Source organism: Muriicola sp. SD30 (assembly GCF_041205185.1).
Classification (GTDB): domain Bacteria; phylum Bacteroidota; class Bacteroidia; order Flavobacteriales; family Flavobacteriaceae; genus Muriicola.
This window is the reverse complement of sequence record NZ_JBGEWB010000003.1, coordinates 347,174-372,592: the sequence shown is the minus strand read 5'-3', so window position 1 is coordinate 372,592 and position 25,419 is coordinate 347,174. Positions and strand designations below refer to the sequence as shown.

Here is a 25,419-nt window from a genome sequence, read left to right as displayed (position 1 = left end):
GCAAGAAGTACGAGAAGGCGTTACCCCAGATATTCCCTGAAGTGCCAGGTTTCTTTTTTGTGGCCATACTTGGCGATCGACTTTCGCCAGATCTTAAATGACCTTCGGAAAATCCGGATCTCCCTTCTTAACAGATTCAGGTATTCCTTCTCCCTAACACCGTCCTGCTCGAGGCCATTGCAATACGAATTGATATTTCGGAGCATGATTCCGATAAAAGTTGCGCTTTTCATTCTGTCCTCAACCGAGTTGGAAGTTTCTGCCCTAGCGATCTGTTGAGGTATTAAAGTTGCATCCGTGATCAATGAATCTGCAATGTGATCTCTCAGACTATCAGATTGATATAAACTCAACATGTTTTTATTATAACTCACAAAAGATCCCAGCTCCCTGCTAAGGGTGCTTAATTCAATTGCTTTTTTATAGATCGGGAGCGATCCTAGATGATTTTGGGACATCATTCTTTTTCAAGGCTTTAGAAACTTAAAATTACATGCTATTTACCTAAAATTGCTTTGCTTTATAAAGAGATATAGTATATTTGCTTTATAAAACTAAATTTTCAACGTTAAAAAAATTGAAATCACAGATAGATCATCTCAACTGGGGAATATTGCAACAATTACAGGCAAATTCCCGTGAATCCTTTGCCAGCATTGGAAGGAAGGTAGGACTTACCCCCCCTGCAGTGGCGGAGCGTGTTAAAAAAATGGAGGACCTGGGAATTATCGAAGGATATTATGCCAGGGTTTCACATGCAATGGCCGGTTACCAGTTAAAAGCTATTATCACTTTAAAGGCATTTATGGGGAAGTTAAAACCTTTCCTTGAAATGGTAACAACCCTTGATGAGGTAGTTAATTGTTATAGAATCACCGGAAATGAAAATATTATAATGGAAGTGATCCTGCGGGATCAGTTTCACCTTGAACAATTTATCGACAGGCTTATTTTATATGGGGAAACACGTACGCACATTATCCTGTCTGATGTTGTTGCAGATGGTCCGATTAAAAAGCGAAAAGGATAAGAATTATTCCGTAATTTAGAAACTAAAGTAGTTCTTCATCTCTTAATTTCGTCATTTTCCTGAAATTTGACATGTGATGTGAAGATTCGTGGCCTCAGCATATAATTTTGGCCGGATTTTTGAGGAATAGATTGCTATGAAATTTAAGATTTTAGTCTTTCTGGTGATGGTGGGAACTTGGATTTCCGCCATACAAGGACAGGAAATTACTATCAGAAAAGGAATTGTCAGGGATTCTATCCGAATCAACGATTCCATTCCCGAAACTTTCGCGGTCTATCTTCCTACTTCCTATGAACCTACCGGCAAATGGCCAGTTCTTTTTGCTATGGATATGCAGGGCAGGGGGAAGCAAATTGTACATATGTTCCGGGAGATTGCAGAAAGAGAAGGATATATTCTTGCAGCTTCCAATAGCATTAACGATAGTCTGTCTATTGTCCAGAATACGCTGATTACAAGCAGAATGTTCAATACTGTCTTTAAGTTGTTTCCTATCCACAAAGAAAGGACGTATACCACAGGTTTTGGTGTAGGCGCCCAATTCGCATCTATACTTCCCTCTGTAATCAGACCTATTGAAGGAGTAATTTCCTTTGGTTCAGATGTGCCTTTCAAGGAGTTGATTGATCCTAAAAATCCATTTCAGTATATAGGTGTTGTGGGGAGATCCGACTATCACTTTAACGACCTTATTGCAGATTTTAATCTGACAGGTAATGTCAGACGGGCTCTGGGTCAGCAAAAGTTTATTGATAACCTCCTGGTTTTTGAGGGAGGGCAGGAATGGCCAGATGCCTCCTACCTTCAACGGGCAGTCGAAATTCTCACCTTGAAATCCATGAATAAAGGCAATGTGCCAAAAGACGATGAATATATTACAAGTATTTACAACCGTAATTTCGCAACCCTGAACAATTTCGTCCTGGAGAATGATTACCTGGCTGCCGCATATATGGCAGAAGAAATGGTCACCAAGTTTAAAGGATTAATTGATCTGGAGGAATTGAAAAAAAGACGAAAAGTTATCTCAAGAGAAAAGGGATATGACCTTCAGCTGAGAAAGCAAAGGCGATATATGCAGAAAGAATATTTCATTCGAAGTGAATATGAATACAACCTCAATGATGATGTCCTGACCCTTAATTACAACAATCTGGGATGGTGGAATTACCAGATGGGAGAGATAAAAAAATTTATGAAAAGTGCCGACCCTTTTGAAAAAGAAATGGGGAATCGGCTCGTAGGATTTATCAATGCTCTGGTGGAGGATAACATTGCGCTGGAAAAAGCTCAGAATCCCGTTAATGAAGAAGCATTGAGCTACTTGTGGATGGTAAAGACGATTACATCACCCAAAGAGTATAAGAATTATCTCAATATTATATCAGACAGTGCTAAATATGAGGATTTTGGTACGGCCCTATTTTATCTGGAAGAATTGCTCAAAAACGGGTACACTGATAAGACTGAACTTTACAGCCTGGAAAACACAGCTCTCCTGCGCATAACTCCGGAGTTTAATGAGATCATCGAAAAATATTTTAAAGACGCCCGTTACGATATTATTGAAGAATAAGGTAGGGAATCTGTTCCGGGTTCCATTCTATGACTAATCATAGTACCAGCGGTCTTGTTATTTCATTCCTGTAAGGAGTTTCATTCAGAATAGTTACAACAGATTTATAGGGCAATCATTTCTTGGGCCTCGTTGGTTACAGATTAATCTTTGAGTAAATAGGATTAAATCTGGCGAAAAAATGCCCTAAGTTGTACTTTTGACATAAAACCACCTAGAATGAAGAATTTCTTCTTAGTCTGTTTATCTTTTGGTGCACTTCTGTTATCAGTAAGTTGTGGTGATGGAAAAAAATATCACGACCAGGCAGCCTCAAAGGAAATTCCCTCGGATCAAAAACTAGCCTCGATCATAGAATTCCAGAATTCGCTCAATGAGGAATTTTCAGATCCTGATGTATCTCCTCTACCAGACCGATACAGAAAGGACTTTCAGGGACTTGAATTTTTTGAGCCCGATACGCTTTACAGTGTTCTGGCCAAATTCGTCAGGACTCCTGATGCGATTCCCTTTATGATGCCTACCAATACAGATCGGTTGTCTGAAGAAGTGGTCTATGGTGTTGTGACTTTTACCTTAAAAGGCAAAGAGTATCAACTGGAGGTCTATCAGAATGAAGAATTGAAATCGGAGGAAGGATTTGAAGACTACCTCTTTCTTCCCTTTACTGACGAAACCAACGGAGAACTCACCTATGAGGGAGGCAGGTATATTGATCTTACGATCCCGGAAGAAGATACACTGGTCATTGATTTCAACAAGGCCTACAATCCCTATTGTGCTTACAACAAAAAATACTCCTGTCCGCTTGTGCCCAGTCAGAATCATATCAGCACCCGGATTTTGGCCGGCGTAAAGGCGTTTAAATAGACAAAAAGTAAACCCTGGCAAGATTGCCAGGGCTTATCAACGAACTAAACAAAACTAATAATTACTCCCTGTTTAGAAAGAGTATACTGCTGCGAGGACAAAAGACGACAAACTTTTCATGCTCGCTCCATCTGAGTCGAGGAAGGCATCATCAGAAGCGTTATCCAGTCTGAGTTCTGGTTTGATAACCAAGTCTCCTATCGAAGCGCTTCCTGTTAGTGTAAGGGCCAGTACGCTGGAATCTTCTATTCCTGTACCAATGGCTCCGAAGTTTCCTGTTTCTGTAAAGTATTCTCCTCTCAGACCCAGGGTAAATGTGTCGGAGGTCTGGTATTGAGGATATAGTGCAACACCTGCAAATCCGGTGTCGTCTGAACCGTCAAAATAGGCGGCATTTATCCCGAGGTAAAAATCTTCATCGATATCAAATCCTCCTGTATAGTCGATTTCAAAATTTCCGTCATCGGCAATAAGGTTTAAGTATTGTCCACTGTAACCGAGCTGTGCTCCGTAAGCGTATTTTCCGTTAGGATTAAACTCAGTGATATCCGTTGGATTCATCACGGCAAGCATTAATGACCAGTCACTCCCCAGGTCAAAATCGGCCTTAAGACCGGTATGACTGAAAGGTCCATAAGAGAACAGATAAGAGGTACTGTAGTTGAAGTTACCAGCAGGAGAGATCACCTCATAGCCCAGAAAGGTGTTGAAATTACCAAAGGTCAGGGTTACAGATTCACTTACGTTCCAGTATACGTATAACTGGTTGACAATATTCCCCGTAGCTGAATAGAGCGGAGATGCAAAAATGGCGTCCGTTCCTCTGGGGCCAAAGACAAGATCGGCAACAAAACCTACATCATCACCTTCGTAGGCGGCAATTACATTGGCCATGCCCAGGGCAAAGCCGGGAAGATTGGCAAATGAAGAGCCGGGAGCAGAATAATTTACACCTGAATTAGCTGAATTAAGGTTGGCCCTGTAATAGGCATCAACGGTACCACTAATTGTGAACTTCTTTTCTTCAGCGGCCTCTTCTTCCTGTGCCATAACGGAAAAAGTAATGGTCAAAAGAAAGAGAAAAACTATTTTTTTTGCGAAATTTGTTGTTATAATCGTTTTCATATTTCTGTGTTTGTAAGTCCTCTTAAGAGGATGTTATTACTGTTTTAAGTTGAAATTTTGGAAAAGGTTATAGACGGAGCGTTCTGCCAAACGCTCCGTCACCTTTTTATTAATGTTGGTTCATTCTGAAATCTGCATAGGAGTCCATCCCGTGTTCGTGAAGGTCGAGTCCTTCAATTTCTTCTTCTTTTGATACTCGAATCCCTATAGTTTTCTTTAAGCTGTAGAAAATTATAAATGCTGTTAGTGAGCAGAAGGTTGCGGCTGCACCTACACCGGCCAGTTGATAAAGAAATTGATCTCCCCCGGCTTTAGCTCCAAATATTCCTACGGCAAGTGTTCCCCATATACCACATATTAAGTGGACGGTTACAGCACCAACAGGGTCGTCTAATCTGAGCCTGTCGATAAGGGCGACACCAAGGACGATGATAAAGCCTGCAATGAGACCAATAACAACTGCTTCGTTAGGAGACATCAGATCTGCTCCGGCAGTTATTCCGACTAGTCCGCCCAGGATGCCGTTCAGGAACATGGTAAGGTCGAGGTTTTTATACAATATGGTTGAAAGTATAAGGGAGCCTACACCTCCGGCAGCTGCCGCTAAACTGGTAGTGACAAGTACAAGGGATGTGAGTTCGGGATCACCTGATAAAACAGAGCCACCGTTAAATCCAAACCAGCCCAGCCACAGGATGAGAACCCCGGCAGTAGCCATTGGGATATTGTGTCCCGGAATCGCTTTTATTTCTCCCTTGTCTCCAAATTTTCCAATTCGTGCGCCTAGGAGATAAATCCCGATAAGCGCTCCCCAACCTCCTACGGAGTGAACCAGGGTAGATCCCGCAAAATCATAAAATCCGGCTTCATCACCTCCCAGTGTTGAAAGGAATCCACCTCCCCATTGCCAAGATCCTACTATTGGATACACAAGGCCTACGTAAATGATGGTGAAAATCATAAAGGGACCGATCTTAATTCTTTCGGCAACAGCTCCCGAAACGATGGTAGCTGCTGTTGCGGCAAACATGCCCTGAAAGAGGAAGTCTGTCCACCAGGTATAACCCCCATCTGCGTATTCAGGTGTCATACCGTTTTCAGGCGCGGCAATACCGAAGCCTGCAAAATCGAGTATACCGGCAGAACCGTCGGCAAATCCGGGATACATCAGGTTAAAACCACCTATATAGTACATAAGCAAGCCTACGGTAATGATAAAGATGTTCTTAAAAAGTATATTAATGGTGTTTTTTTGTCTGGTTAGCCCTATTTCTAAAAAGGCAAATCCTGAATGCATGAAGAATACCAAGGCGGTACAAACCATCATCCATATATTGTTAGCTGTAAATAATCCTGCTTCCATATTTCTTTAATTGTGAGTTATTTTTTTTGCTTTAGTTGATCCCGTCATGGCCGTTTTCACGTGTTCTGATTCTGTACGCCTCCAGGACATCTGAGACAAAAATCTTTCCGTCTCCTACATTACCAGTATACGCTGCTTCTAAAACCGTATTGACTGTTCTTTCTAGAAAATCATCTGAAACCACAATTTCCAGGTACCGTCTTTGGATATCGGAAGTGCTATAGGAAATGCCTCTGTAGACATGTCCCTGTTTTTCATTTCCAACCCCGGTGACATCCCAGTAACTGAAGAAATTCACCTCAATTTCATGAAGTGCTTTTTTCACATCATCAAATTTCGATTTTCGAATAATTGCTTCTACTTTTTTCATCGTATTAGTTTATTGTTGACGGGCCAAATATTATATTAAATTAATTGACCCCCTAAAAAAATAGGGGTATGATGGCTATTTTTATTATTATAACAAATTACACACTTAATAAATAGGGGTATGATATTCTAACCTTAGTAATTTGAAAATATGATTTTTTTGTAGGGGTGTGTTAACATACACCGTAAGAATTGGTGTATTTAGTGGGAATAAAATCTGAGATTACCGACTTAAATTAAAACTTAAGAAAAGAATTTTACAAGCCAGAGACCCATCGCTACTGCGAGGATTCCCGCCAATATACTGCTCAGCGTATAGATTAGAAATGAGAATATTTGCCCCTCCCGGAGCATACCGTAGTTTTCAAGGGCAAATGAAGAAAAGGTAGTAAAGCCTCCGCAAAAACCTATGGTAAGAAAAATAAGAAATGTATTATTTAGCGCAGCAGATTTAGTCGCAATTCCAAGGATAAGACCAATTAGGAAGCAACCAATTATATTGACACTAAAAGTGCCGAGAAAAAAAGAACTGAAATAGGGATTTAGAAATTTACTGATAAGAAAACGAAGGCCGCTGCCAATACCTCCTCCAAGAAAGACCAGTAAAAAGTGTTTCATTTCCTAAAGATAGGAATCTAAATGGCTTTTCTGTATTCTGAGGATGACCAATCGAGAGGATAAATAATCTCTTCCTTGGCTTGCGTTTTGCCACCCTGAATTTCTGTCTGATTACGTTTGTTAGTGAACAAACTAAAAGCGAGAAGAGCAGCATTTACTACAATCAAAACAAAGAATATGGTAAAAAAGGTTGTCATTTATCGGATTTCTTTGAAACTATAACGCAAAAGTACGTGTTTTCTTATAGTATACGCACGAAACGGGGATAATGTTGTCAGAGAGGCAATTTTTGTGGTGTAGCTAAAAAAACTGTTAATTTTTCAGCAGATATTTAATTGTAAAAAGAAAAATTATGAAAAGGATAAAGACAATACCTACCCATTTCACTCCCTTGTAATTTTTGTTGTGAAGTTTTTTGTCCTTTCTATAAGAAAATACAATAACAACAGTAAAAAAAACGACAAAAAGGGCTGCAAAGATTAATTGTCCAGTGCTGAACATATTTTATATTTTAGCGCAAAACTACGTCAAAAAGCGATACCATGAAAAGCAAGATAGATGCCGTTGCCCTATTTCATCGCTCCTTCGGTCTTGGAGTGTCAGAAACACCCAAGGCCAATTTGGGGGAAGCTAAAAATTTACTTCGTTACAATCTTATGGACGAAGAGAACGAAGAGTATTACGAAGCAGCTCAGAAAGGTGATCTGGTTGAAGTTGCAGATGCCCTGGGGGATATGCTCTATATTTTATGCGGAACTATTCTCGAACACGGGATGCAACATATCATCGAAGAGGTTTTCGAGGAGATTCAGCGCAGCAATATGAGTAAGCTCGGGGAAGACGGGAAACCCATTTACCGTGAGGATGGGAAGGTGCTAAAAGGTCCTGATTATTTTAAACCGGATATTAAGGCGATCCTGGACAAGTAATGAGTTATTTCAGCTGATGCCCGATTTTTATCTAGTCGATTTTAAATCGCCACCCGAAAGGATCTTCTGCCCTGTTATACTGAATGTCTGTTATTCGTTTTTTCAGGAGTGAAGCATAACTATTCTCTAATTCTGGTAACATATAGTCTGCATCTCTGTGTCCGAAACCGGATATAGGTGATATAACAGCCGCAGTTCCTGCACCAAACATCTCTTTTAGACTACCATTTTTAGAGGCTGAAATAAGTTCCTCAACTCTTATTTTTCGAATTTCAACCGGAATGCCCTCTGCCTTTGCAATATCGATAACACTTTTTCTCGTAACACCATCCAGGATTCGATCACTAACCGGGCTGGTCATCAGTGTATCATTGATTCGAACAAAGATATTCATGGCCCCGGCCTCTTCTATGTATTCATGCGTATTGTCATCGGTCCAGATGACCTGCTGATAGCCCTTTTCAACCGCGAGTTGTGTAGGGTAAAACTGCCCGGCGTAGTTTCCTCCGGCCTTAGCAAACCCAACCCCTCCGTTTGCAGCCCTCGAATACTTCTCCTCGATGAGAACTTTGATCTTTCCGGCAAAATAGGGTCCGGAAGGAGCACATACGATAAAGAATTTGTACTGATCGGCGGGAGAGGCATGCAATCCCACGCCTGAAGCAAATATAAAGGGCCTTACATATAATGAACTTCCCGCTGTGGTAGGAATCCAGTCTTTTTCCAGTTTTAAAAGCGCACGGAGGCCTTCCATAAATATTTCTTTAGGAAGCTCTGGAATGGAAATTCGTTTGGAAGATATATTGAGCCGTTTCTGGTTTTCATCCGGTCTGAAAAGCCAGGCCTGTCCTTCAGCATCCTTGTAGGCTTTCATTCCTTCAAAAACCGATTGCCCGTAATGAAATATCTTTGCTGCCGGATCTAAGGATATAGGGCCGTATGGTTTTATGTGAGGGGTTTGCCATGCCCCGTCCTTATAATCGCATACCAACATATGATCTGAATAGACCTTTCCGAAGGGAAGATTGGAAAAATCTACCTTGGCGATCTTGGATTCTTTTATTTTCTCAACAATTATTTTCCCTGTTGTAGTCTCCATATGTTGCGTTTTACTTCTCAAAATTAAACATTTATACCCTCTTATTCCTTCTTTTTTAATCGAAAAATGACCAGCTTTGCAGAGTAATCTCAAATTCTAAATAAAATGAAAGGTTTTAACATTATCCTTGTTATTCTTCTTCTCCTGGGGAGTTGTAAGGAGAAGAATTCTCAAGCAGAAACTCCGGTAAAAGAAGTAGAAAAAGAGGCGGCCACGGTTTTTGGCAGCTCTTTTGAAGCTGATGAAGTAAAATCTGCAACCGATATGGCAGATGCAATAACCGGACTTCAGCCAACTGATAGCCTTGATGTTACCTTAAGTGGAGAAGTTACGGAAGTTTGTCAGATGAAAGGGTGCTGGATGAAAGTTGCACTCGGGGATGGGGAAGAAATGCGCGTGACCTTCAAAGATTACGGCTTTTTTGTCCCAAAGGATATTGCTGGCAAAGAAGTAACCCTTCACGGTAAAGCGTTTATAGAAGAAATAAGTGTGGAAGACCAGAAGCATTACGCCGAGGACGGAGGCGCAACAAAAGAAGAGATCGATCAGATAACTGCGCCTAAAACTACTTATAGTTTTGTTGCCGATGGAGTTCGGTTAATCAATTGATGTGAAAAGATCCATTATTACAACCGGAGATGGATCAAAGACCATTTCCCTTGATGAATGGAATGAACAATATCACTCCAAGCACGGGGCGATACAGGAGGCCTACCATGTATTTATCAAACACGGGCTATATGCTTCCCGTAAAAATAGTATTACCATCCTGGAAATTGGCTTTGGAACCGGACTCAACGCTTTGATCACACTTCACGAAGGTATAAAGCGAAATGTACACATTAAATACACCGGGGTAGAAGCATTTCCTGTTTCCCCGGAAGAAGTTAACGAGTTAAATTATGTGGAGGCCCTGCAAGTACCCCAGTTGGATGCCGCATTTAAGCAAATGCACAGCTGTAACTGGGAGGAGGAGATATGTCTGTCGCCCGATTTTGTCCTAAAAAAAAACAAACTGGATTTCAGGGATATAAGCACAAAGGGCGAATTCGACCTGATCTATTTCGATGCTTTTGGAGCCAGGGTACAGCCCGAGTTATGGACCCAGGCTATATTTCAGAAAATGTTTAATGCCCTGAAAGATAACGGGATACTGGTTACTTATTCGGCGAAAGGAAGCGTTAGACGTGCTATGGATGCGGTAGGGTTTACCGTTGAGCGCCTTCCAGGTCCGCCGGGAAAACGAGAAATGCTGAGAGCTATTAAGAAATGATTACAATAAGGAATTCGAAATAGAACAAAACCTTTGACAACATTGTTAAACCTTATATAAAGCCCCGCCTTTTCCTCCGCAAATCGAATATATTTACAAAAAAAGCTATATGCGCATTTTGATCACAGGGGCGACGGGGTTGATTGGCAGTGCCATAGTTCAGAAATGCCGCGAAAATAACATCGATGTTAACTACCTCTCTACCCAAAAACAAAAGCTTACCCAGGAGAACGACTTGAAAGGATTCTATTGGAATCCTCGTAAAGGGGAGATTGATATGGCTTGTTTCGACGGTGTTTCGGCTGTAATCAATCTTGCAGGATCATCTATTTCACAGCGGTGGACAAGATCGAACAAAAAAAAGATTCTCAATAGCAGGATTGATAGTCTGCGAACCCTCAGATCAGCTCTGGAAAAAATCAATACCGAAGAAATAACATCCTTTGTTTCTGCTTCGGCTATAGGAATTTATCCTCATTCTTTTGATCATTACTACACAGAGGATGAAAAGGATGTTGACGATAGCTTTCTGGGGGAAGTAGTTGCGAAATGGGAGCGGGAAATTCAAGAATTCTCACAATTTTCATTTTCTGTAGCCACCCTACGTGTTGGGTTGGTACTCTCGATGGAGGGTGGTGCCCTTCCTTCATTGGTGAGACCTGTAAAAGCCTATGTTGGTGCGGCTTTTGGTAGCGGGGAACAATGGCAATCCTGGATTCATATAGATGATCTGGCAAGGCAATTTTTATTTATTGTGGAACACAGCCTGGATGGAATATTTAATGGGGTTGCACCAAATCCGGTTACTAATAACCGACTTGTAAAGGAAATAGCAGAAATTCTGAACAGACCTTTATTTCTACCAAATATTCCCAGAGGGCTTATGCAACTAATCCTTGGAGAGATGTCCCTGCTGTTGTTTGTAAGTCAGCGAGTGAGTAGCAAGAAAATTGAAGAAGAAGGATTCGAGTTTTATTTTAAAAATATCTGCAGTGCCCTGCAAAACGTAATACAAACGGAAGAAGAGGAAAGTGATATGTATCACAAAGAATTCGTTTAGGTATTTAATTCCGGGCTAGTACTTTTAAATCATCCTTTTACGAGGGTGTTTTTTTTTGTGACATTTTGACATTTTAAGATAAATGGCAGTACTTTTGCCATCTTCAATTGACATTGTCCCAAAAAACGCGACGAGCAATGAGTAAAAAAGAAAGAATAGAAGAAACGGAGGAGTTAGAGAACGAATTTCACAACGAAGAGTCTCAGGCAGAAGAGAGCCAGGGAGCAGCGGATCCGCAGGATAAGGAAGAATCCGAGTCTTCGTCAGAGGCAGAGCAACTCGAAGGGGAATTAGAGAAGGAGAAAGATAAATTTCTTAGGCTTTTTGCTGAATTTGAAAATTTCAAAAGACGGACTGCCAAAGAGCGGATGGAACTTTTTAAAACGGCCGGCCAGGAAGTCATGGTTTCACTGCTTCCGGTTTTGGACGACTTTGAACGCGCTCTGAAAGAATTAGGGAAATCTTCAGAAAATGAAATGTTCAAAGGAGTTGAACTCATTTACAATAAGTTTAAAGATACCTTAAAAGCTAAAGGTCTTGAAGAAATAAAGGCTGGAGAAGGCGACGCTTTTGATGCTGAAATTCACGACGCCATAACACAGATTCCGGCACCCAACAAGAAATTAAAAGGGAAGATCATCGATGTGGTTGAGAAGGGTTATAACCTGGGGGATAAGATTATCAGACACCCCAAAGTGGTGGTTGGAAATTAATCTGACATTATGAAAGAAGATTTTTACGAAATACTGGGTATCAGCAAATCGGCCACTGCTGCGGAGATAAAAAAGGCTTACAGGAAAAAGGCTTTGGAGCATCATCCGGACAAAAATCCTGGTGATGCCAAGGCAGAAGAAATGTTTAAAAAGTCGGCTGAAGCCTATGAAGTCCTCAGTGATCCTGATAAACGGGCCAGGTATGATCAATATGGTCATGCTGCCTTCGAAGGTGGTGGATTTGGTGGCGGAGGTATGAATATGGAGGATATCTTCAGTCAGTTTGGAGATATTTTCGGTAGTGCCTTTGGTGGAAGTTTTGGAGGCTTTGGAGGCTTTGGGGGTGGTCAGCGCCGGGTTAAGGGAAGTAATCTCAGGATCCGGGTAAAGCTAACACTAGAAGAAGTAGCAGAGGGGGTAGAAAAGAAAGTAAAAGTAAAGCGAAAAGTAAAGGCCGACGGTGTTACTTACAAAACCTGTTCTACCTGTAATGGTAACGGACAGGTCACCAAAATTACCAACACAATCCTGGGGCGAATGCAAACGGCAGCCACCTGTAGCAGTTGTGGGGGAAGCGGTCAAATCATAGATCATCGTCCTGCAGATGCTGATGCTCAGGGATTAAAGGTCGTAGAAGAGACGGTTGCTATTAAAATTCCGGCTGGGGTTGAAGATGGGATGCAACTCAAAGTAAGTAATAAAGGAAACGAAGCTCCTGGGAACAGTATACCGGGAGATCTTCTGGTAGCTATTGAAACCAGGGAACACGAAACCCTGAAAAGGGAAGGAGACAACCTGCATTACGATCTTTATGTCAGTATTTCAGATGCCGTACTGGGGACCTCCAAAGAGATAGATACCGTAGGGGGGAAAGTCAGGATAAAACTAGAACCCGGAATACAGTCGGGTAAAATACTCCGCCTTCGCGGAAAGGGTATTAATAACCTCAACGGATATGGGAGTGGAGATCTCCTTGTCCACGTCAATGTATGGACTCCAAAGGAGCTAAATAAGGAACAACGTGAATTTTTTGAAAAAATGAGTCAAAATGAAAATTTTGAGCCCAAGCCGGAGAAATCGGATAAATCATTTTTTGAAAAAGTAAAAGACATGTTTTCTTAAACCAATGAATCCCGAATTAAATAAAAAACGTATATTTGGTTCGATATTGGGCAACCAATATTAATTTTCTTTTTCATAGCAATTTTTTTCCCATCCTCGATCCTTCGGGGATGGGTTTTGCTTTTTTAAGGGTAGTATGATCTACTCTGCAGCTAATTTTTTCCTCTAATTTTATCATATTCCATTCTCTTTCTGATGCGTCATAACAGGAATTGAGGTTTGATTAAGAATGCGGTATTCACCCTGTTTGGAAGCAGCTTAAAAAGGGCTTTATTATATTGACTAAACCTTGATTCTTTTACCCTCAATTCTATATCTTTGAAAAAATTGCCTGCATGAGTTCTATCCTGGTTGCCGATCGGATTACCAAACAGTTCGGAGCCCAATTTGCTCTTAAAGATGTCTCCCTTGAAATACCTGCTAACAGTATTTATGGATTGTTAGGCCCTAATGGGGCGGGTAAGACCACGCTTATCAGAATCATCAACCAGATAACGTATCCGGACAGTGGACAAATTCGTTTTGCCGGTGAACCTCTGCAGCCGCATCATATTGCTATGATCGGGTATTTGCCTGAGGAAAGAGGCCTTTATAAAAGTATGAAAGTGGGCGAACAGGCTTTGTACCTGGCCCAGTTAAAAGGTCTATCCAAAGCCGAAGCTAAAAAAAGGTTGCTTTATTGGTTTGATCGTCTCCAGATAGGAGATTGGTGGAACAAAAAAATACAGGAACTCTCTAAAGGTATGGCACAAAAAATACAATTTATTGTGACCGTACTACACCAGCCCAAATTGTTGATATTCGATGAGCCATTTAGCGGTTTTGACCCAATTAATGCGAACATTATCAAAGAAGAGATTTTGCATCTGAAGGAACAGGGAACCTCAATAATCTTTTCTACGCATCGAATGGAATCTGTTGAAGAGATTTGTGAATATATTACACTACTGCACAATGCTGAAAAGATCCTGGATGGGAAACTATCCGATATAAAAAAGCAGTATAAGAATAACATCTACAATGTAGGAATGGCCATTCAGCAAGGCGAGGAGTTCCTCAAAGAACTGTCAGAAAGATTCCAGATAATATCTCCTTCCTTTGATCCTGTCGCGTCGGAACTGGAATTTCAGATTCAACTACCCTCCGGGGATACCAGATCTCTGCTCAATCAGCTTTCTTCCAAAGGAACCATTTATAATTTTGTAGAGACCATCCCCACGGCCAATGACATATTCATCAAAACCGTTCAAAGCAAATCTGTCAATGAATAAGTTAGGCCTGATTATAAAACGGGAATACCTTGCGAAAGTGAGAAATAAATCCTTTGTGATTATGACTTTCTTGAGTCCGATCCTAATGGTAGGGATGGTTGTCCTAATTGCCTATTTGACCAAGATTAACGATAGTGAGACAAGGGTGATTGGAATTCTCAATGAAAGCCCCTTTTATTCTGATGATTTCGCGTCAACGGAGGCTTTGTCTTTCGTCGTTCTCAGGGATCTGAATCTCAGCGAGGCAAGGGATTCTGTGATTAACCAAAACTTTTATGGCTTGTTGTATCTCCCCGAGGGAACTACGGCAGAAGAGGTTGCCAGGCAGGCCTATTTCTATTCAAAAGAAGCACCTAATTCAGGAATTACCGATAGGCTTGATGCCATTTTTCGCGATCGGCTACGGCAACAAAAACTAATTGAGCTGGGGGTTACCGCAGAGGAATTTGCATCAATAGATTCGGGGTTCCAGCTTAAAACCGAAACCTTTGAAGGGCAGCAGAATTTAAAGGGAATCAATGAACTAAAAGCTTTTATAGGCGGTGGATTCGGCTACCTTATCATGATGTTTATTATCATCTACGGCGGCTTTGTGATGCGTAGTGTAATTGAAGAAAAAACCAGTCGGATTATCGAAGTAATTATTTCATCGGTAAAACCTTTTCAGTTGATGATGGGCAAGATCATCGGCACTTCTCTGGCGGGACTAACACAGTTTGCCATCTGGATCTTTTCAGCAACCTTATTATTGTTTACGGTGATGTCATTTCTGGGATTGGAAACTTCGGCATTTCAAAGCGCTTCGGTTTTGCCGGGAGGTACGGTAAGTGAGCTGAGTAGTATGGGGTCAGATGTCAGCGAGATGCAATTATACGCCAATGAATTATTTCAGATTCCATGGGCCATGCTGATCTTCTTTTTTATGATCTATTTTGTTCTGGGCTATCTGATTTACAGCTCCATCTATGCGGCCATTGGTGCAGCGGTTGATAATGAAACAGATACACAGCAATTTATTTTTCCGATTATTCTCCCTCTGATGCTGGCAATTTATGTGGGATTCTTCTCCGTATTTGGAAATCCTCACGGGCCTATTGCAGTAGGGTTTTCGCTTTTTCCACTTACCTCACCCATTGTAATGCTGATGCGACTTCCGGGGGGGCTCGGAGAAGGTGGCGTCCCAATCTGGCAACTCGTACTTTCTATATTCTTTCTACTGATTACCTTTATAGGTATCGTATGGCTGGCAGCAAAGATCTACAGGGTAGGGATTCTGATGTATGGAAAAAAACCCAGTTATAAAGAATTATTTAAATGGTTAAAATACTGATATGGAAAAGCTAAAGACAATTTTCTCGAAATTTAATGACTTTCTTTCCTATCAGATTATTGAAAGTGAGAGTATTCATATCACTGTAGGAACCTTTCTTTCTATAGTCATTGCCATTGTTGTGGTTACTTATTTGCTTCGGATTGTCCATAATTTAGTAGTTAAGAAGTTACCCGTCTCTGATAAAAACAAGTTTGTCAGCATTTTTTCCTTTTTAAAATACCTTTTTTACGTTCTGGTCATCACTGTTATTCTTCATTCCTCAGGGGTTAATCTGACCGTATTACTGACAGCTTCTGCCGCCTTATTCGTAGGCCTGGGATTTGCCTTGCAAACCCTCTTTCAGGACATTATTTCAGGGGTTATGATGATTCTTGATCAATCCATACACGTAGGGGACATTATTGAGGTGGAAGGAAAAGTGGGAAGGGTTTTCGAGATCCGCCTGAGAAGTACAAGAGCTTTAACACGAGACGACAAGGTACTCATTATTCCAAACCATATCTTTTTAACCAATACGATATACAATTACACACAGAACCATAATACTACTCGTGAATCACTGGTAGTTGGTGTGGCCTACGGCAGTGATGTGCAATTAGTAACAAAAATCTTGGAAGAAATTGCTACGGATCAAATGGGAGTTTTAAGAGACCCACCTCCTTTTGTTCAATTTGATGACTTTGGAGATTCAGCTCTTGTGTTTTCTCTGAACTTTTTTATAGAAGACGGATTTAGGGTGCCCCGAATGCGCAGTGAAATGCGTTATAAAATAGATGATCAATTCAGGAAGAATGGTGTTACTATTCCATTTCCGCAAAGGGATGTACATTTTTTCCAGCATGGTCCTATTGCCCTCAAGAAAGACTAAATAACATAGCTATATTCTAATTTGCAATAGAATCCCTGGCACCGTTTTTGAACTGTCTGGGAAAGGAAGCGGAAAAGTCCGGTTTTAATACAACAATAACTTTAAGATATGCCAAAAATATTAGTGATAGAAGATGAGGCAGCCATTCGCAGGGTATTGGTGAAAATTCTCTCTGAAGAGAATGAAAAATATCAGTTGGAGGAAGCCGAAAATGGGCAAAAAGGAATAGAGTCAATCAAAAAGAACGATTACGACCTGGTTCTTTGTGACATAAAAATGCCCAAAATGGATGGGGTTGAAGTGCTGGAAGCGGCGCGGAAATTAAAACCGGAAATTCCGTTTATTATGATCTCCGGACATGGCGACCTCGATACTGCGGTCAATACCATGCGTCTGGGGGCCTACGATTATATTTCCAAACCGCCTGATCTCAACAGGTTGCTCACTACGGTAAGAAATGCACTCGACAGGAAGGAATTGGTGGTGGAAAACAAAATTCTCAAAAAGAAAGTGAGTAAGAAATACGAGATGATCGGTGATAGTCCGGAAATCTCGAATATCAAGGGAATCATTGAGAAAGTTGCTCCAACCGATGCCAGAGTATTAATAACGGGTGCTAACGGAACAGGAAAGGAATTGGTAGCCCATTGGATTCACCAGAAAAGCGAAAGGAGTAATCATCCTTTTATTGAAGTGAATTGTGCGGCTATACCCTCAGAACTTATAGAAAGTGAATTGTTTGGGCACGTAAAAGGAGCATTCACTTCAGCCATAAAAGACAGAGCGGGGAAATTTGAAGCGGCGAATAAAGGCACCATTTTTTTAGACGAAATAGGAGACATGAGCCTTTCAGCCCAGGCCAAAGTGCTGAGAGCCCTGCAGGAAAATAAGATTTCCAGAGTTGGATCAGATAAGGATATCAATGTAGATGTACGAGTAGTGGCCGCGACCAATAAAAATCTACAAAAGGAAATCGAAGAAGGCCGGTTTAGAGAAGACCTTTATCACAGGCTCGCTGTCATTCTAATCCAAGTTCCTGCCCTGAATGAACGCCGGAAAGATATTCCCTTGCTGATTGAACATTTTTCTGAAAAAATTGCTGGGGAACAAGGAACAGTACCAAAAAAATTCTCCACAAAAGCGGTTTCGCTTTTAAAAGAATACGACTGGACAGGTAATATCAGGGAATTGCGCAATGTGGTGGAGCGACTCACCATCCTGGGAAATGATGAGATTACAGAAGATGATGTAAAGCTTTTCGCAAGCAAATAAATTCTTGTTCCCTGGCAAAGATTTTAGCCTCAGGGACACTGATTGCCGAGCTTTACCAGTGCTTTGGCCGCAATTTCTTTCGTTCTGAGGTTGTAATACTTCTTTCCTTCTGTAAGGTCGGACTTCAGCAATTCCAGCTCGCAACGTTCAAAGACCTGGGATACATATTCATTTGCCTCTTCACAGGGTAGTGTGGAGATCACCTTTTGAAGTGAAAGTTCAAAATCAATTAGAGAAGCATCAATCCTTGCCTCGAGTTCTTTGCCGGCAATTGGCCTGAATATATTTTTCTTTTCCTCCATTTCCTTGGTATTGACCGCTAACAGGTCATTCCCATATTCACTACTGTGGATTTCTGCGTGATCTGCCAGGGCTTCCTGGCTGCTGTTTGCGTGTTCCAGGGCTTTTTTTAGTAGTATACGGGTACTTAAGATAGAGCCAGCCTTAATCGCCTTTTTTAAATAGTTTTCACCTTCTTCAATACTCTGCATGGCGAATTCACATCCGCAATCCTTAAATTGTTCCATGGATTTGTCAATGGCACTTAACGCCTTATAGGCATAGTAGTGAACCATTTTAATCTTATCGGCAGAAATGGCTTTCTGAGTATTGGTTTTTATAAAACTCAGATTGGATCCGGCATAGTCGCAGGCATTAGAAGGTTCCATCCCGGCAAGTAATGGGGATAAGGCAAGCCACAGATAAGTGATCAGTCCTTTCATAGTCTACATTAAGGTTACTACGTAAGATTCAGGACCTATAAAGGTAGTACAGCCTTTGAGGATCACCATATTTTATCGTTATAAGGGGAAAAACGGAGGATTTAGGTGCTTTTTAACCTATGAATATGGTCAAAATGTTTAATTTTTGTTATGAATTACCGGGGCAGCGTAATTTATTTTATATTCAGGCTATGAAGAAAATAGACAGTAATTCTTATAAGGTAGAAAAGGCTGCAAAACTGAATACTATCCCAACATTCGAGGATTTTGGGAAGTCAGATAAAAAGCTGAAAAAGTACCTTGAGAAGATAAGGATAGAGCTGGGTGAGTTTCAGGATGTGATGTATGCCCATGATAAATACAGCGTACTTATTTGCCTGCAGGGGATGGATACAGCCGGAAAAGACAGTCTTATCAGAGAGGTTTTTAAGGATTTTAATGTAAGAGGGGTACAGGTACACAGTTTTAAAGTACCCACAGAATTAGAACGCAGCCATGATTATCTGTGGCGGCATTATATCGCTTTGCCTCAAAAAGGAAAATTCGGGGTGTTTAACCGTACACATTATGAAAATGTGCTGGTCACCCGTGTTCACCCCTCCTATATACTAGGGGAGCATATACCCGGTATCCACAGCGTTGAGGATATAGATGAAAAGTTCTGGGAAGATCGTTTCAGGCAGATCAATGATTTTGAACTCCATCTGGCTCAAAACGGTACCATCATTTTTAAATTCTTTCTTCACCTTTCCAAAGAGGAACAGCGGCAGAGATTACTGAGACGACTCGAAAAGAAGGACAAGAATTGGAAATTCTCAGCAGGCGACCTCAAAGAAAGAGCACTGTGGGATTCCTACCAGGAGTGTTATGAAGAGGCCATCAACAAAACTTCCAAAACGCACGCACCCTGGTTTGTTATCCCTGCAGATAACAAGGAAGCAGCCAGGGTAATCGTTGCAGAGATCCTGCTACAGGAACTGGCTAAATACACAGATGTGGTAGAGCCGGAACTGGACGAAAAAACCAAAGCAAACATCGAAGAATACAAAAAGCAATTAGAAAGCGAATGATTAGGATAACAATTACTCTATTCCTGATGCTGCAAATTCACAATGTGGCAGCACAGACCGATGATGAAAAACAAATCAGAACAATTTACGATTTGGCTCTAACTAAGGGCAAGACGTATGGCTGGCTAAACTATTTGTCTAACCAGATTGGAGGTCGGCTATCTGGTTCGGTGCAGGCAGAACAGGCCGTTAACTACACCAAGGCACAACTTGATTCCCTGGGTCTTGACAAGGTCTGGCTTCAGCCCGTTATGGTGCCCAAATGGGTGAGGGGAACACCTGAATTTGCTTATCTGGAGAACAAGCCCGGTTATACCAGCAATGTCCCGATCTGCGCCCTTGGCGGATCAGTAGCGACTCCTCCCGGCGGAGTGAAAGCCGAAGTAGTTGAGGTAAAAAGTCTTGAAGAGCTGGAAACTCTCGGCAGGGATAAAATTCAGGGGAAGATCGTTTTTTTTAACAGGCCGATGGATGCCAGACTCCTAAATACTTTCAGAGCCTATGGCGGGGCAGTAGACCAGCGTTCAAAAGGGGCGGCAGAAGCAGCAAAATACGGAGCTGTAGGGGTTATTGTGAGGTCGATGAATCTCCGGCTGGACGACAATCCCCATACAGGTTCCACGAATTATGGAGACCTGCCCGAAAAGGACAGGATTCCTGCCGCAGCTATAAGTACCAATGGGGCTGAATTTTTAAGCACAACCCTAAAGCTCAATCCGAAAATCCTGTTTTACTTTAAGTTGAATTGCAAACAACTTGAAGATGTGCAGTCTTATAATGTGATAGGTGAGATCAAAGGCAGTACAAGGCCTGAAGAGGTCATGGTTGTTGGAGGTCATCTCGATTCCTGGGATCTGGGAGACGGGGCTCATGACGACGGGGCCGGATGCGTGCAAAGTATGGAAGTGCTTCGCCTGTTAAAATTGAGCGGGTATAAACCAAAGCGGACTATCAGGGTAGTCTTATTTATGAATGAGGAAAACGGACTTCGGGGTGGAAGGAAATATGCTTCCGAAGCCGACATAAACGGAGAAAAGCATGTATTTGCCCTCGAAAGTGACGCCGGAGGTTTTACCCCCAGAGGATTTTCCTTTGACAGTTCTGAATCGGATTTTAATACACTCCTCAGTTGGAAGCAACTGTTTGAGCCATACCATTCTGCTGAATTTACCCGGGGAGGAGGAGGCGCTGATATCGGACCATTGAAAAAGCCGGGAATCGTTCTGGCCGGACTGCGGCCGGATTCACAGCGGTATTTCGCCCATCACCATGCGCAGAATGACACTTTTGAACACGTCAACAGACGCGAACTGGAATTAGGTGCGGCTGCGATGACCAGTTTGATTTACCTGGCCGATAAATACGAATTGGGATCGGCCCAATAACAGTCAATTTTCGAATTATATCAGATGCAATTGAAAGCCGGATGTTCCGGGCATTAATTCATATCTTTGCGCCTTTAAAAACTTTACGTTATGCAAGACGGAATATACGCCAAATTCAACACCACTAAAGGAGAAATCCTTATAAAGCTCACTCATGATAAAACGCCGGGAACGGTTGGTAATTTTGTAGCCCTCGCTGAAGGAAATCTTGAAAATTCGGTAAAACCACAGGGTACGCCGTATTATGATGGTCTTACCTTCCATAGGGTAATTCCTGATTTTATGATACAGGGTGGCTGTCCGTTAGGGACAGGGACAGGAGATCCGGGGTATAAGTTTGATGATGAGTTTCATTCGGAACTCAGACATGACGGACCAGGAGTTCTATCGATGGCCAATGCAGGACCGGGTTCCAATGGGAGTCAGTTCTTTATCACCCACAATGCCACACCCTGGCTTGATAACAAGCATACGGTCTTTGGCCATGTTGCTCACGGACAGGAAGTCGTAGATGCGATAGAACAGGGAGATAAAATGGAATCTGTGGAGATCCTCAGGGTAGGTGAGAAGCAAAAAACCTGGAATGCAGTTGAAGCCTTCAGGACTTTTGAAGGTGCAAGGGAGAAAAGAATTGCCGAGGAGAAGCAGAAGGCAGAAGCCGAAATGCAAAAAATAGCTGCCGGATTTGAGCAGACTAAGAGCGGACTTCGTTATAAACTCATTCAGGAAGGATCAGGAAAAAAGCCGTCTAAAGGGCAGCAGGTTTCAGTGCATTATGAAGGATCGCTGCCTACGGGACAGGTATTTGATTCCTCATACAAACGTAAAGAACCTATAACCTTTCAACTTGGGGTAGGGCAGGTTATTCCAGGATGGGATGAAGGAATTGCATTGTTAAAAGTAGGAGACAAAGCCCGATTTGTTATTCCATCGCATCTGGCATACGGAAGTGCAGGGGCAGGTGGGGTTATTCCGCCTAACGCCACCCTGATTTTTGAAGTGGAATTGATGGAGGCTAAATAAGGATTAGAATCCCCGAAATAAGTACTTGAAACTCTTAATGACGCTTGGTGATCTGAATAGAAAATAGCAATAAAAGCATATTCAGAACAACAAGGAAGGCCATTATACCAAGAAATAGAGACATAGCTTTTATTACATAACAGCTATCTCCTTGGTTTACCCTACCTTGATTTAGCGCTTTTTACGATTTACTTTTTCTGGTAGTACTCATCAATAACAATACAAGGTTGATCGCAATCAACACTAGAAGAATCCAAAAGAAGGAATACATGGGTGCTGGTTATTAATTTGGTTAAGGGGTGTACACTATAGACGCAGGAAAGGAAAGAATGTTGTGTGCCGTACCATGGAAGTTAGTAACAACTTATGAACAATTTAAAGCGGGCATAAAAAAACCCCGACCTCAAGGCCGGGGTTATGCTAAAAAATTGGAATCTTACCTAGTCTAATACTTTCACATTAACGGCGTTCAATCCTTTTTTTCCTTGTTGTAGTTCAAATTCTACAACGTCACCTTCGCGTACTTCGTCAATTAAGCCAGAAATGTGTACAAAGTGATCTTCTTGCGAACCATCTTCAGTAATAAAGCCGTAGCCTTTAGAATCATTGAAGAATTTTACTGTTCCTTTACTCATAATAATAAAAATAAAATGTTTAAGCCGCAAAGGTACATTTAAATATTTGAAATAAAGGTTATTTCGAATTTATTCTTAAAAATCACGCTACTGTAATCCGCTATTCCCTATGCACTTGGGTCGGGTGTAAGTCTCAGATAAGGCTTGATTTCTTCCACTCCTTTAGGAAATAATGTCCTGGCTTCTTCGGTACTTATCGAAGGGCTTACCACTACTTTTTCACCGTTCTTCCAGTTGGCCGGGGTAGCTACTTTTCGATAGGCTGTGAGTTGCAGGGAGTCGATAACCCTCAACAATTCATAGAAATTACGCCCTGTAGATGCCGGGTAAGTGAGTATCAGTTTAATGGTCTTATCGGGAGCAATAATAAATACTGACCTCACAGTAAAAGTGTCATCAGCCTTGGGGTGGATCATATCATAAGCGTCCGAAACCTTTCTGTCCTCATCGGCAATGATCGGAAAGTTTACCTCTGTGTTCTGAGTTTCATTGATATCTTTGATCCATTCATTATGAGAATCTTTGCCATCTACGCTAAGAGCCAGCATTTTTACATTCCGCTTGTCAAATTCCTTTTTGAATTTTGCTGCGGTTCCCAGTTCTGTTGTGCACACCGGGGTAAAATCGGCCGGATGGGAGAATAATATCCCCCAGCTGTCACCCAGATACGAATAAAGATTTATTGTTCCTACAGAGCTTTCTGCAGTAAAATCGGGGGCGGTATCGCCTAGTCGTAACGTTGCCATATTTTTGTGTTTTTAATTATTATCCTATTAGCCCTACAAATTTAATAGAGAAATAATAATTAAAATAATTCCTCGGGTTAAATCTGTATTAAAATTCAGGAGAAATTGCTGCTTGTATAGAATTCATTTTTTAACTTCAACATTCACTGTAAGCTCACCGCTTTCTTACACTAGAATTATGGATAACACAGCTCTTGAAAAACTAAAGTATCCAATAGGTCATTTTGTCCGACCTGAAAAGATCAGTGCGCTTAAATTAAAGGATTGGATCGCCCAGATTGAGGCCCTTCCGGTAAACCTCAGGGATTTGGTTATTCCCTTGTCAGACACTCAGCTTGATACTCCTTATCGTCCTGATGGTTGGACAGTAAGGCAGGTAGTGCATCATCTGGCAGATAGCCACCACCACAGTTATATCAGGTTTAAATGGGCGCTGACCGAAGAAAGGCCCGTGATTAAACCTTACCTGGAAAAGGAGTGGGCAAAATTAGAGGACGCCAGTACTGCGCCGATACATCTTTCCCTTAGTCATCTGGAGGCGGTACACGCGAAATTGGTGTACCTTCTCAATGGTCTTTCCTCTGAAGAATGGCAGAGGACTTTTATACATCCTGATGGAGATATTGAAACAAGCCTGGAAGAAAATGCAGGAAGATATGCCTGGCACGGAAATCATCATTTAGCCCATATAGAGGGCTTGCTTAACCGGTTGAACTGGTAAAGCCTAATGTTCCTTTGCAAGGCTTTTGCTTAGGATGTACATCCCCCGCTCCTGCGGAATCGATTCCTGAAAGGGGAGTAGCTGTTCCCCAACAATTTTAAAGCCATGATTTTGATAAAATCGGAGAGGAAATCCCTTTTTCATAGTCGCGAGCCAGAGGGTTTTCATCCCTTCCCTAATGCTGATTGATTCTATTTGTGCAAGAATCTCCTGCCCGTATCCTTTTCCGGTATATCGCTTGAGCAGATAAATCTTTTCGAGAAACATTGGTGCTGATTGGGGGAGATCCCGAATCTGTTGAAATTTTACCAGTTTTACTATCCCGATATATTTCTCACCCCGGCACACCATAAAATGCAATGTATTCTCCTCCCTGGATTCCCTCGCGATACATTCATTTGTAAAACTAGTTCTGATATAAGGTGCAGGATCCTGTTCTGGCCATAGGTGGAGATAGTGGTCTCTGTATGCTTGTTCTCCTGTCTTACAATAGGTTTCATGCTGCGCTGGCTCGAGCGGTTCAAGTCGAACATTGCCGAGGTCCCCCTGCTCTAGTTCTCTTTCCATTTTATATTACATCCAATACTGGGTTTTTGATCTTCAACCTGTGGTTCTCCGGCGAGTAGTTTATCCATCGCCATACGAAGATCTCTTCCGGTGACTGCTATTCCATTTCCCGGACGGCTGTCGTCTAATTGTCCACGGTAAACCAGATTCAATTGACTGTCAAAGAGATAGAAATCGGGTGTACAGGCGGCGTCATAAGCCCTGGCCACTGCCTGGGTTGCATCGTATAAATAGGGAAAGGGATATCCTTCTTCCCTCGCGTTTTCCTTCATAAGATCAGGAGCATCCTGAGGATAATTCTCAATGTCATTGCTCGATATCGCAACAAAACCGATGTCCTTGTCCATATATTCCCTGGCCAGTAAAACAAGCTGATGATTGACATGTTTGACAAAAGGACAGTGATTACAGATAAACATAACCACAGTACCTTTTTCCCCTTTTACATCATCCAGACCAAGGGTGGCGTCTGAAATGGTGTCCATTAGATTAAAAGATGGTGCCTTGGTGCCTAAAGGCAGCATATTGCTAGGTGTTCGTGCCATAAATATTTTCTTCTCTTACAAAAATACATACCTCGTTTCAAAATAAGGTTAAAACCTTGTTTATATCCGACCGCTGTATGACTCAGATTGCAGATCCTACCCTGAGAGATG

General features: G+C 41.7%; 29 protein-coding genes. 17 read left to right on the top strand and 12 right to left on the bottom strand.

Translation table 11 applies throughout. From position 1 onward, the window contains the following. Nucleotides 1-20: 20 nt before the first annotated feature. Nucleotides 21-461 carry a hypothetical protein gene (locus tag AB8P51_RS10690; protein WP_369748825.1) on the bottom strand — a complete coding sequence of 147 codons (441 nt, stop codon included), beginning with the start codon at nt 459-461 and terminating at the stop codon, nt 21-23. A 116-nt stretch (nt 462-577) separates the two neighbouring features. Here AB8P51_RS10690 and AB8P51_RS10685 point away from each other — a divergent pair, with 116 nt between their 5' ends. From AB8P51_RS10685 to AB8P51_RS10675, 3 genes are all read left to right on the top strand, one after another. Then, nucleotides 578-1,030, top strand: a complete 453-nt coding sequence (locus tag AB8P51_RS10685; RefSeq protein ID WP_369748824.1) for an Lrp/AsnC family transcriptional regulator — start codon at nt 578-580, stop codon at nt 1,028-1,030. A gap of 136 nt (nt 1,031-1,166) precedes the next feature. Then, nucleotides 1,167-2,609: an alpha/beta hydrolase gene (locus AB8P51_RS10680; RefSeq protein ID WP_369748823.1), complete on the top strand. Its 1,443-nt coding sequence runs from the start codon at nt 1,167-1,169 to the stop codon at nt 2,607-2,609. Between the two features lie 219 nt (nt 2,610-2,828). After that, nucleotides 2,829-3,479, top strand: a complete 651-nt coding sequence (locus AB8P51_RS10675) for a DUF1684 domain-containing protein (protein WP_369748822.1) — start codon at nt 2,829-2,831, stop codon at nt 3,477-3,479. Nucleotides 3,480-3,551: 72 nt separating this feature from the next. On the opposite strand, the gene AB8P51_RS10670 is transcribed toward AB8P51_RS10675, so the two are convergent. The 5 genes from AB8P51_RS10670 to AB8P51_RS10650 all read right to left on the bottom strand — a co-directional run bounded on the left by AB8P51_RS10670 (nt 3,552) and on the right by AB8P51_RS10650 (nt 7,151). Continuing rightward, the gene (locus AB8P51_RS10670) at nt 3,552-4,604 is read right to left on the bottom strand and encodes an outer membrane beta-barrel protein (protein ID WP_369748821.1); all 1,053 of its coding nucleotides are present in this window, start codon (nt 4,602-4,604) and stop codon (nt 3,552-3,554) included. 109 nt (nt 4,605-4,713) lie between these two features. Next, nucleotides 4,714-5,967 carry an ammonium transporter gene (locus AB8P51_RS10665; protein WP_369748820.1) on the bottom strand — a complete coding sequence of 418 codons (1,254 nt, stop codon included), beginning with the start codon at nt 5,965-5,967 and terminating at the stop codon, nt 4,714-4,716. 31 nt (nt 5,968-5,998) lie between these two features. After that, nucleotides 5,999-6,337, bottom strand: coding sequence for a P-II family nitrogen regulator (locus tag AB8P51_RS10660; protein ID WP_369748819.1), 339 nt, complete (start codon nt 6,335-6,337; stop codon nt 5,999-6,001). Nucleotides 6,338-6,579: 242 nt separating this feature from the next. Then, nucleotides 6,580-6,954 carry a fluoride efflux transporter CrcB gene (gene crcB, locus AB8P51_RS10655; RefSeq protein WP_369748818.1) on the bottom strand — a complete coding sequence of 125 codons (375 nt, stop codon included), beginning with the start codon at nt 6,952-6,954 and terminating at the stop codon, nt 6,580-6,582. Nucleotides 6,955-6,971: 17 nt separating this feature from the next. Further along, nucleotides 6,972-7,151, bottom strand: coding sequence for a hypothetical protein (locus tag AB8P51_RS10650; RefSeq protein WP_369748817.1), 180 nt, complete (start codon nt 7,149-7,151; stop codon nt 6,972-6,974). Between the two features lie 345 nt (nt 7,152-7,496). Here AB8P51_RS10650 and AB8P51_RS10645 point away from each other — a divergent pair, with 345 nt between their 5' ends. Then, complete coding sequence (locus AB8P51_RS10645) at nt 7,497-7,883, top strand: hypothetical protein (protein ID WP_369748816.1); 387 nt, start codon at nt 7,497-7,499, stop codon at nt 7,881-7,883. A 31-nt stretch (nt 7,884-7,914) separates the two neighbouring features. On the opposite strand, the gene AB8P51_RS10640 is transcribed toward AB8P51_RS10645, so the two are convergent. Next, entirely contained in the window at nt 7,915-8,982 is a 1,068-nt protein-coding gene (locus AB8P51_RS10640; protein WP_369748815.1) for a branched-chain amino acid aminotransferase, read from the bottom strand. Nucleotides 8,983-9,087: 105 nt separating this feature from the next. Here AB8P51_RS10640 and AB8P51_RS10635 point away from each other — a divergent pair, with 105 nt between their 5' ends. The 9 genes from AB8P51_RS10635 (at nt 9,088) to AB8P51_RS10595 (ending at nt 17,894) form a co-directional block, all read left to right on the top strand. Continuing rightward, nucleotides 9,088-9,591, top strand: a complete 504-nt coding sequence (locus AB8P51_RS10635; RefSeq protein ID WP_369748814.1) for a DUF4920 domain-containing protein — start codon at nt 9,088-9,090, stop codon at nt 9,589-9,591. A gap of 1 nt (nt 9,592) precedes the next feature. Then, complete coding sequence (gene mnmD, locus AB8P51_RS10630; protein WP_369748813.1) at nt 9,593-10,255, top strand: tRNA (5-methylaminomethyl-2-thiouridine)(34)-methyltransferase MnmD; 663 nt, start codon at nt 9,593-9,595, stop codon at nt 10,253-10,255. Between the two features lie 109 nt (nt 10,256-10,364). Beyond that, nucleotides 10,365-11,315 (top strand): TIGR01777 family oxidoreductase, encoded by a 951-nt coding sequence (locus tag AB8P51_RS10625; RefSeq protein WP_369748812.1) that lies wholly within the window; start codon nt 10,365-10,367, stop codon nt 11,313-11,315. A gap of 137 nt (nt 11,316-11,452) precedes the next feature. Beyond that, nucleotides 11,453-12,028, top strand: coding sequence for a nucleotide exchange factor GrpE (locus tag AB8P51_RS10620; protein WP_369748811.1), 576 nt, complete (start codon nt 11,453-11,455; stop codon nt 12,026-12,028). Between the two features lie 9 nt (nt 12,029-12,037). Beyond that, on the top strand, nt 12,038-13,150 hold the full coding sequence (gene dnaJ, locus AB8P51_RS10615; RefSeq protein ID WP_369748810.1) for a molecular chaperone DnaJ: 1,113 nt from the start codon (nt 12,038-12,040) through the stop codon (nt 13,148-13,150). A gap of 335 nt (nt 13,151-13,485) precedes the next feature. Next, a complete protein-coding gene (locus AB8P51_RS10610; protein WP_369748809.1) occupies nt 13,486-14,421 on the top strand; it encodes an ABC transporter ATP-binding protein in 936 nt (311 codons plus the stop codon). Further along, on the top strand, nt 14,414-15,751 hold the full coding sequence (locus tag AB8P51_RS10605) for an ABC transporter permease (protein ID WP_369748808.1): 1,338 nt from the start codon (nt 14,414-14,416) through the stop codon (nt 15,749-15,751). Before AB8P51_RS10610 ends, AB8P51_RS10605 begins: the two co-directional genes overlap by 8 nt. Nucleotide 15,752: 1 nt before the next feature. Then, the gene (locus tag AB8P51_RS10600) at nt 15,753-16,622 is read left to right on the top strand and encodes a mechanosensitive ion channel family protein (protein WP_369748807.1); all 870 of its coding nucleotides are present in this window, start codon (nt 15,753-15,755) and stop codon (nt 16,620-16,622) included. 108 nt (nt 16,623-16,730) lie between these two features. Beyond that, a complete protein-coding gene (locus AB8P51_RS10595; RefSeq protein ID WP_369748806.1) occupies nt 16,731-17,894 on the top strand; it encodes a sigma-54-dependent transcriptional regulator in 1,164 nt (387 codons plus the stop codon). A 29-nt stretch (nt 17,895-17,923) separates the two neighbouring features. Here AB8P51_RS10595 and AB8P51_RS10590 read toward each other — a convergent pair whose 3' ends face one another. Beyond that, nucleotides 17,924-18,616 carry a hypothetical protein gene (locus AB8P51_RS10590; protein WP_369748805.1) on the bottom strand — a complete coding sequence of 231 codons (693 nt, stop codon included), beginning with the start codon at nt 18,614-18,616 and terminating at the stop codon, nt 17,924-17,926. A 191-nt stretch (nt 18,617-18,807) separates the two neighbouring features. Here AB8P51_RS10590 and AB8P51_RS10585 point away from each other — a divergent pair, with 191 nt between their 5' ends. The 3 genes from AB8P51_RS10585 (at nt 18,808) to AB8P51_RS10575 (ending at nt 22,094) form a co-directional block, all read left to right on the top strand. Further along, nucleotides 18,808-19,686 (top strand): PPK2 family polyphosphate kinase, encoded by an 879-nt coding sequence (locus tag AB8P51_RS10585; RefSeq protein WP_369748804.1) that lies wholly within the window; start codon nt 18,808-18,810, stop codon nt 19,684-19,686. After that, nucleotides 19,683-21,071, top strand: coding sequence for a M20/M25/M40 family metallo-hydrolase (locus AB8P51_RS10580; RefSeq protein WP_369748803.1), 1,389 nt, complete (start codon nt 19,683-19,685; stop codon nt 21,069-21,071). The genes AB8P51_RS10585 and AB8P51_RS10580 overlap by 4 nt, the downstream gene beginning before the upstream one ends. 90 nt (nt 21,072-21,161) lie before the next feature. Further along, complete coding sequence (locus AB8P51_RS10575) at nt 21,162-22,094, top strand: peptidylprolyl isomerase (protein ID WP_369748802.1); 933 nt, start codon at nt 21,162-21,164, stop codon at nt 22,092-22,094. Nucleotides 22,095-22,534: 440 nt separating this feature from the next. On the opposite strand, the gene AB8P51_RS10570 is transcribed toward AB8P51_RS10575, so the two are convergent. Then, nucleotides 22,535-22,729 (bottom strand): cold-shock protein, encoded by a 195-nt coding sequence (locus tag AB8P51_RS10570; RefSeq protein WP_129605219.1) that lies wholly within the window; start codon nt 22,727-22,729, stop codon nt 22,535-22,537. A gap of 107 nt (nt 22,730-22,836) precedes the next feature. After that, a complete protein-coding gene (locus tag AB8P51_RS10565; RefSeq protein WP_369748801.1) occupies nt 22,837-23,475 on the bottom strand; it encodes a peroxiredoxin in 639 nt (212 codons plus the stop codon). Between the two features lie 178 nt (nt 23,476-23,653). Between AB8P51_RS10565 and AB8P51_RS10560 the strand changes: the two genes are divergently transcribed. Further along, on the top strand, nt 23,654-24,196 hold the full coding sequence (locus AB8P51_RS10560) for a YfiT family bacillithiol transferase (protein ID WP_369748800.1): 543 nt from the start codon (nt 23,654-23,656) through the stop codon (nt 24,194-24,196). 3 nt (nt 24,197-24,199) lie between these two features. On the opposite strand, the gene AB8P51_RS10555 is transcribed toward AB8P51_RS10560, so the two are convergent. Further along, nucleotides 24,200-24,763: a GNAT family N-acetyltransferase gene (locus AB8P51_RS10555; protein ID WP_369748799.1), complete on the bottom strand. Its 564-nt coding sequence runs from the start codon at nt 24,761-24,763 to the stop codon at nt 24,200-24,202. After that, a complete protein-coding gene (locus AB8P51_RS10550) occupies nt 24,748-25,308 on the bottom strand; it encodes a thioredoxin family protein (RefSeq protein WP_369748798.1) in 561 nt (186 codons plus the stop codon). Before AB8P51_RS10550 ends, AB8P51_RS10555 begins: the two co-directional genes overlap by 16 nt. Nucleotides 25,309-25,419 lie beyond the last annotated feature (111 nt).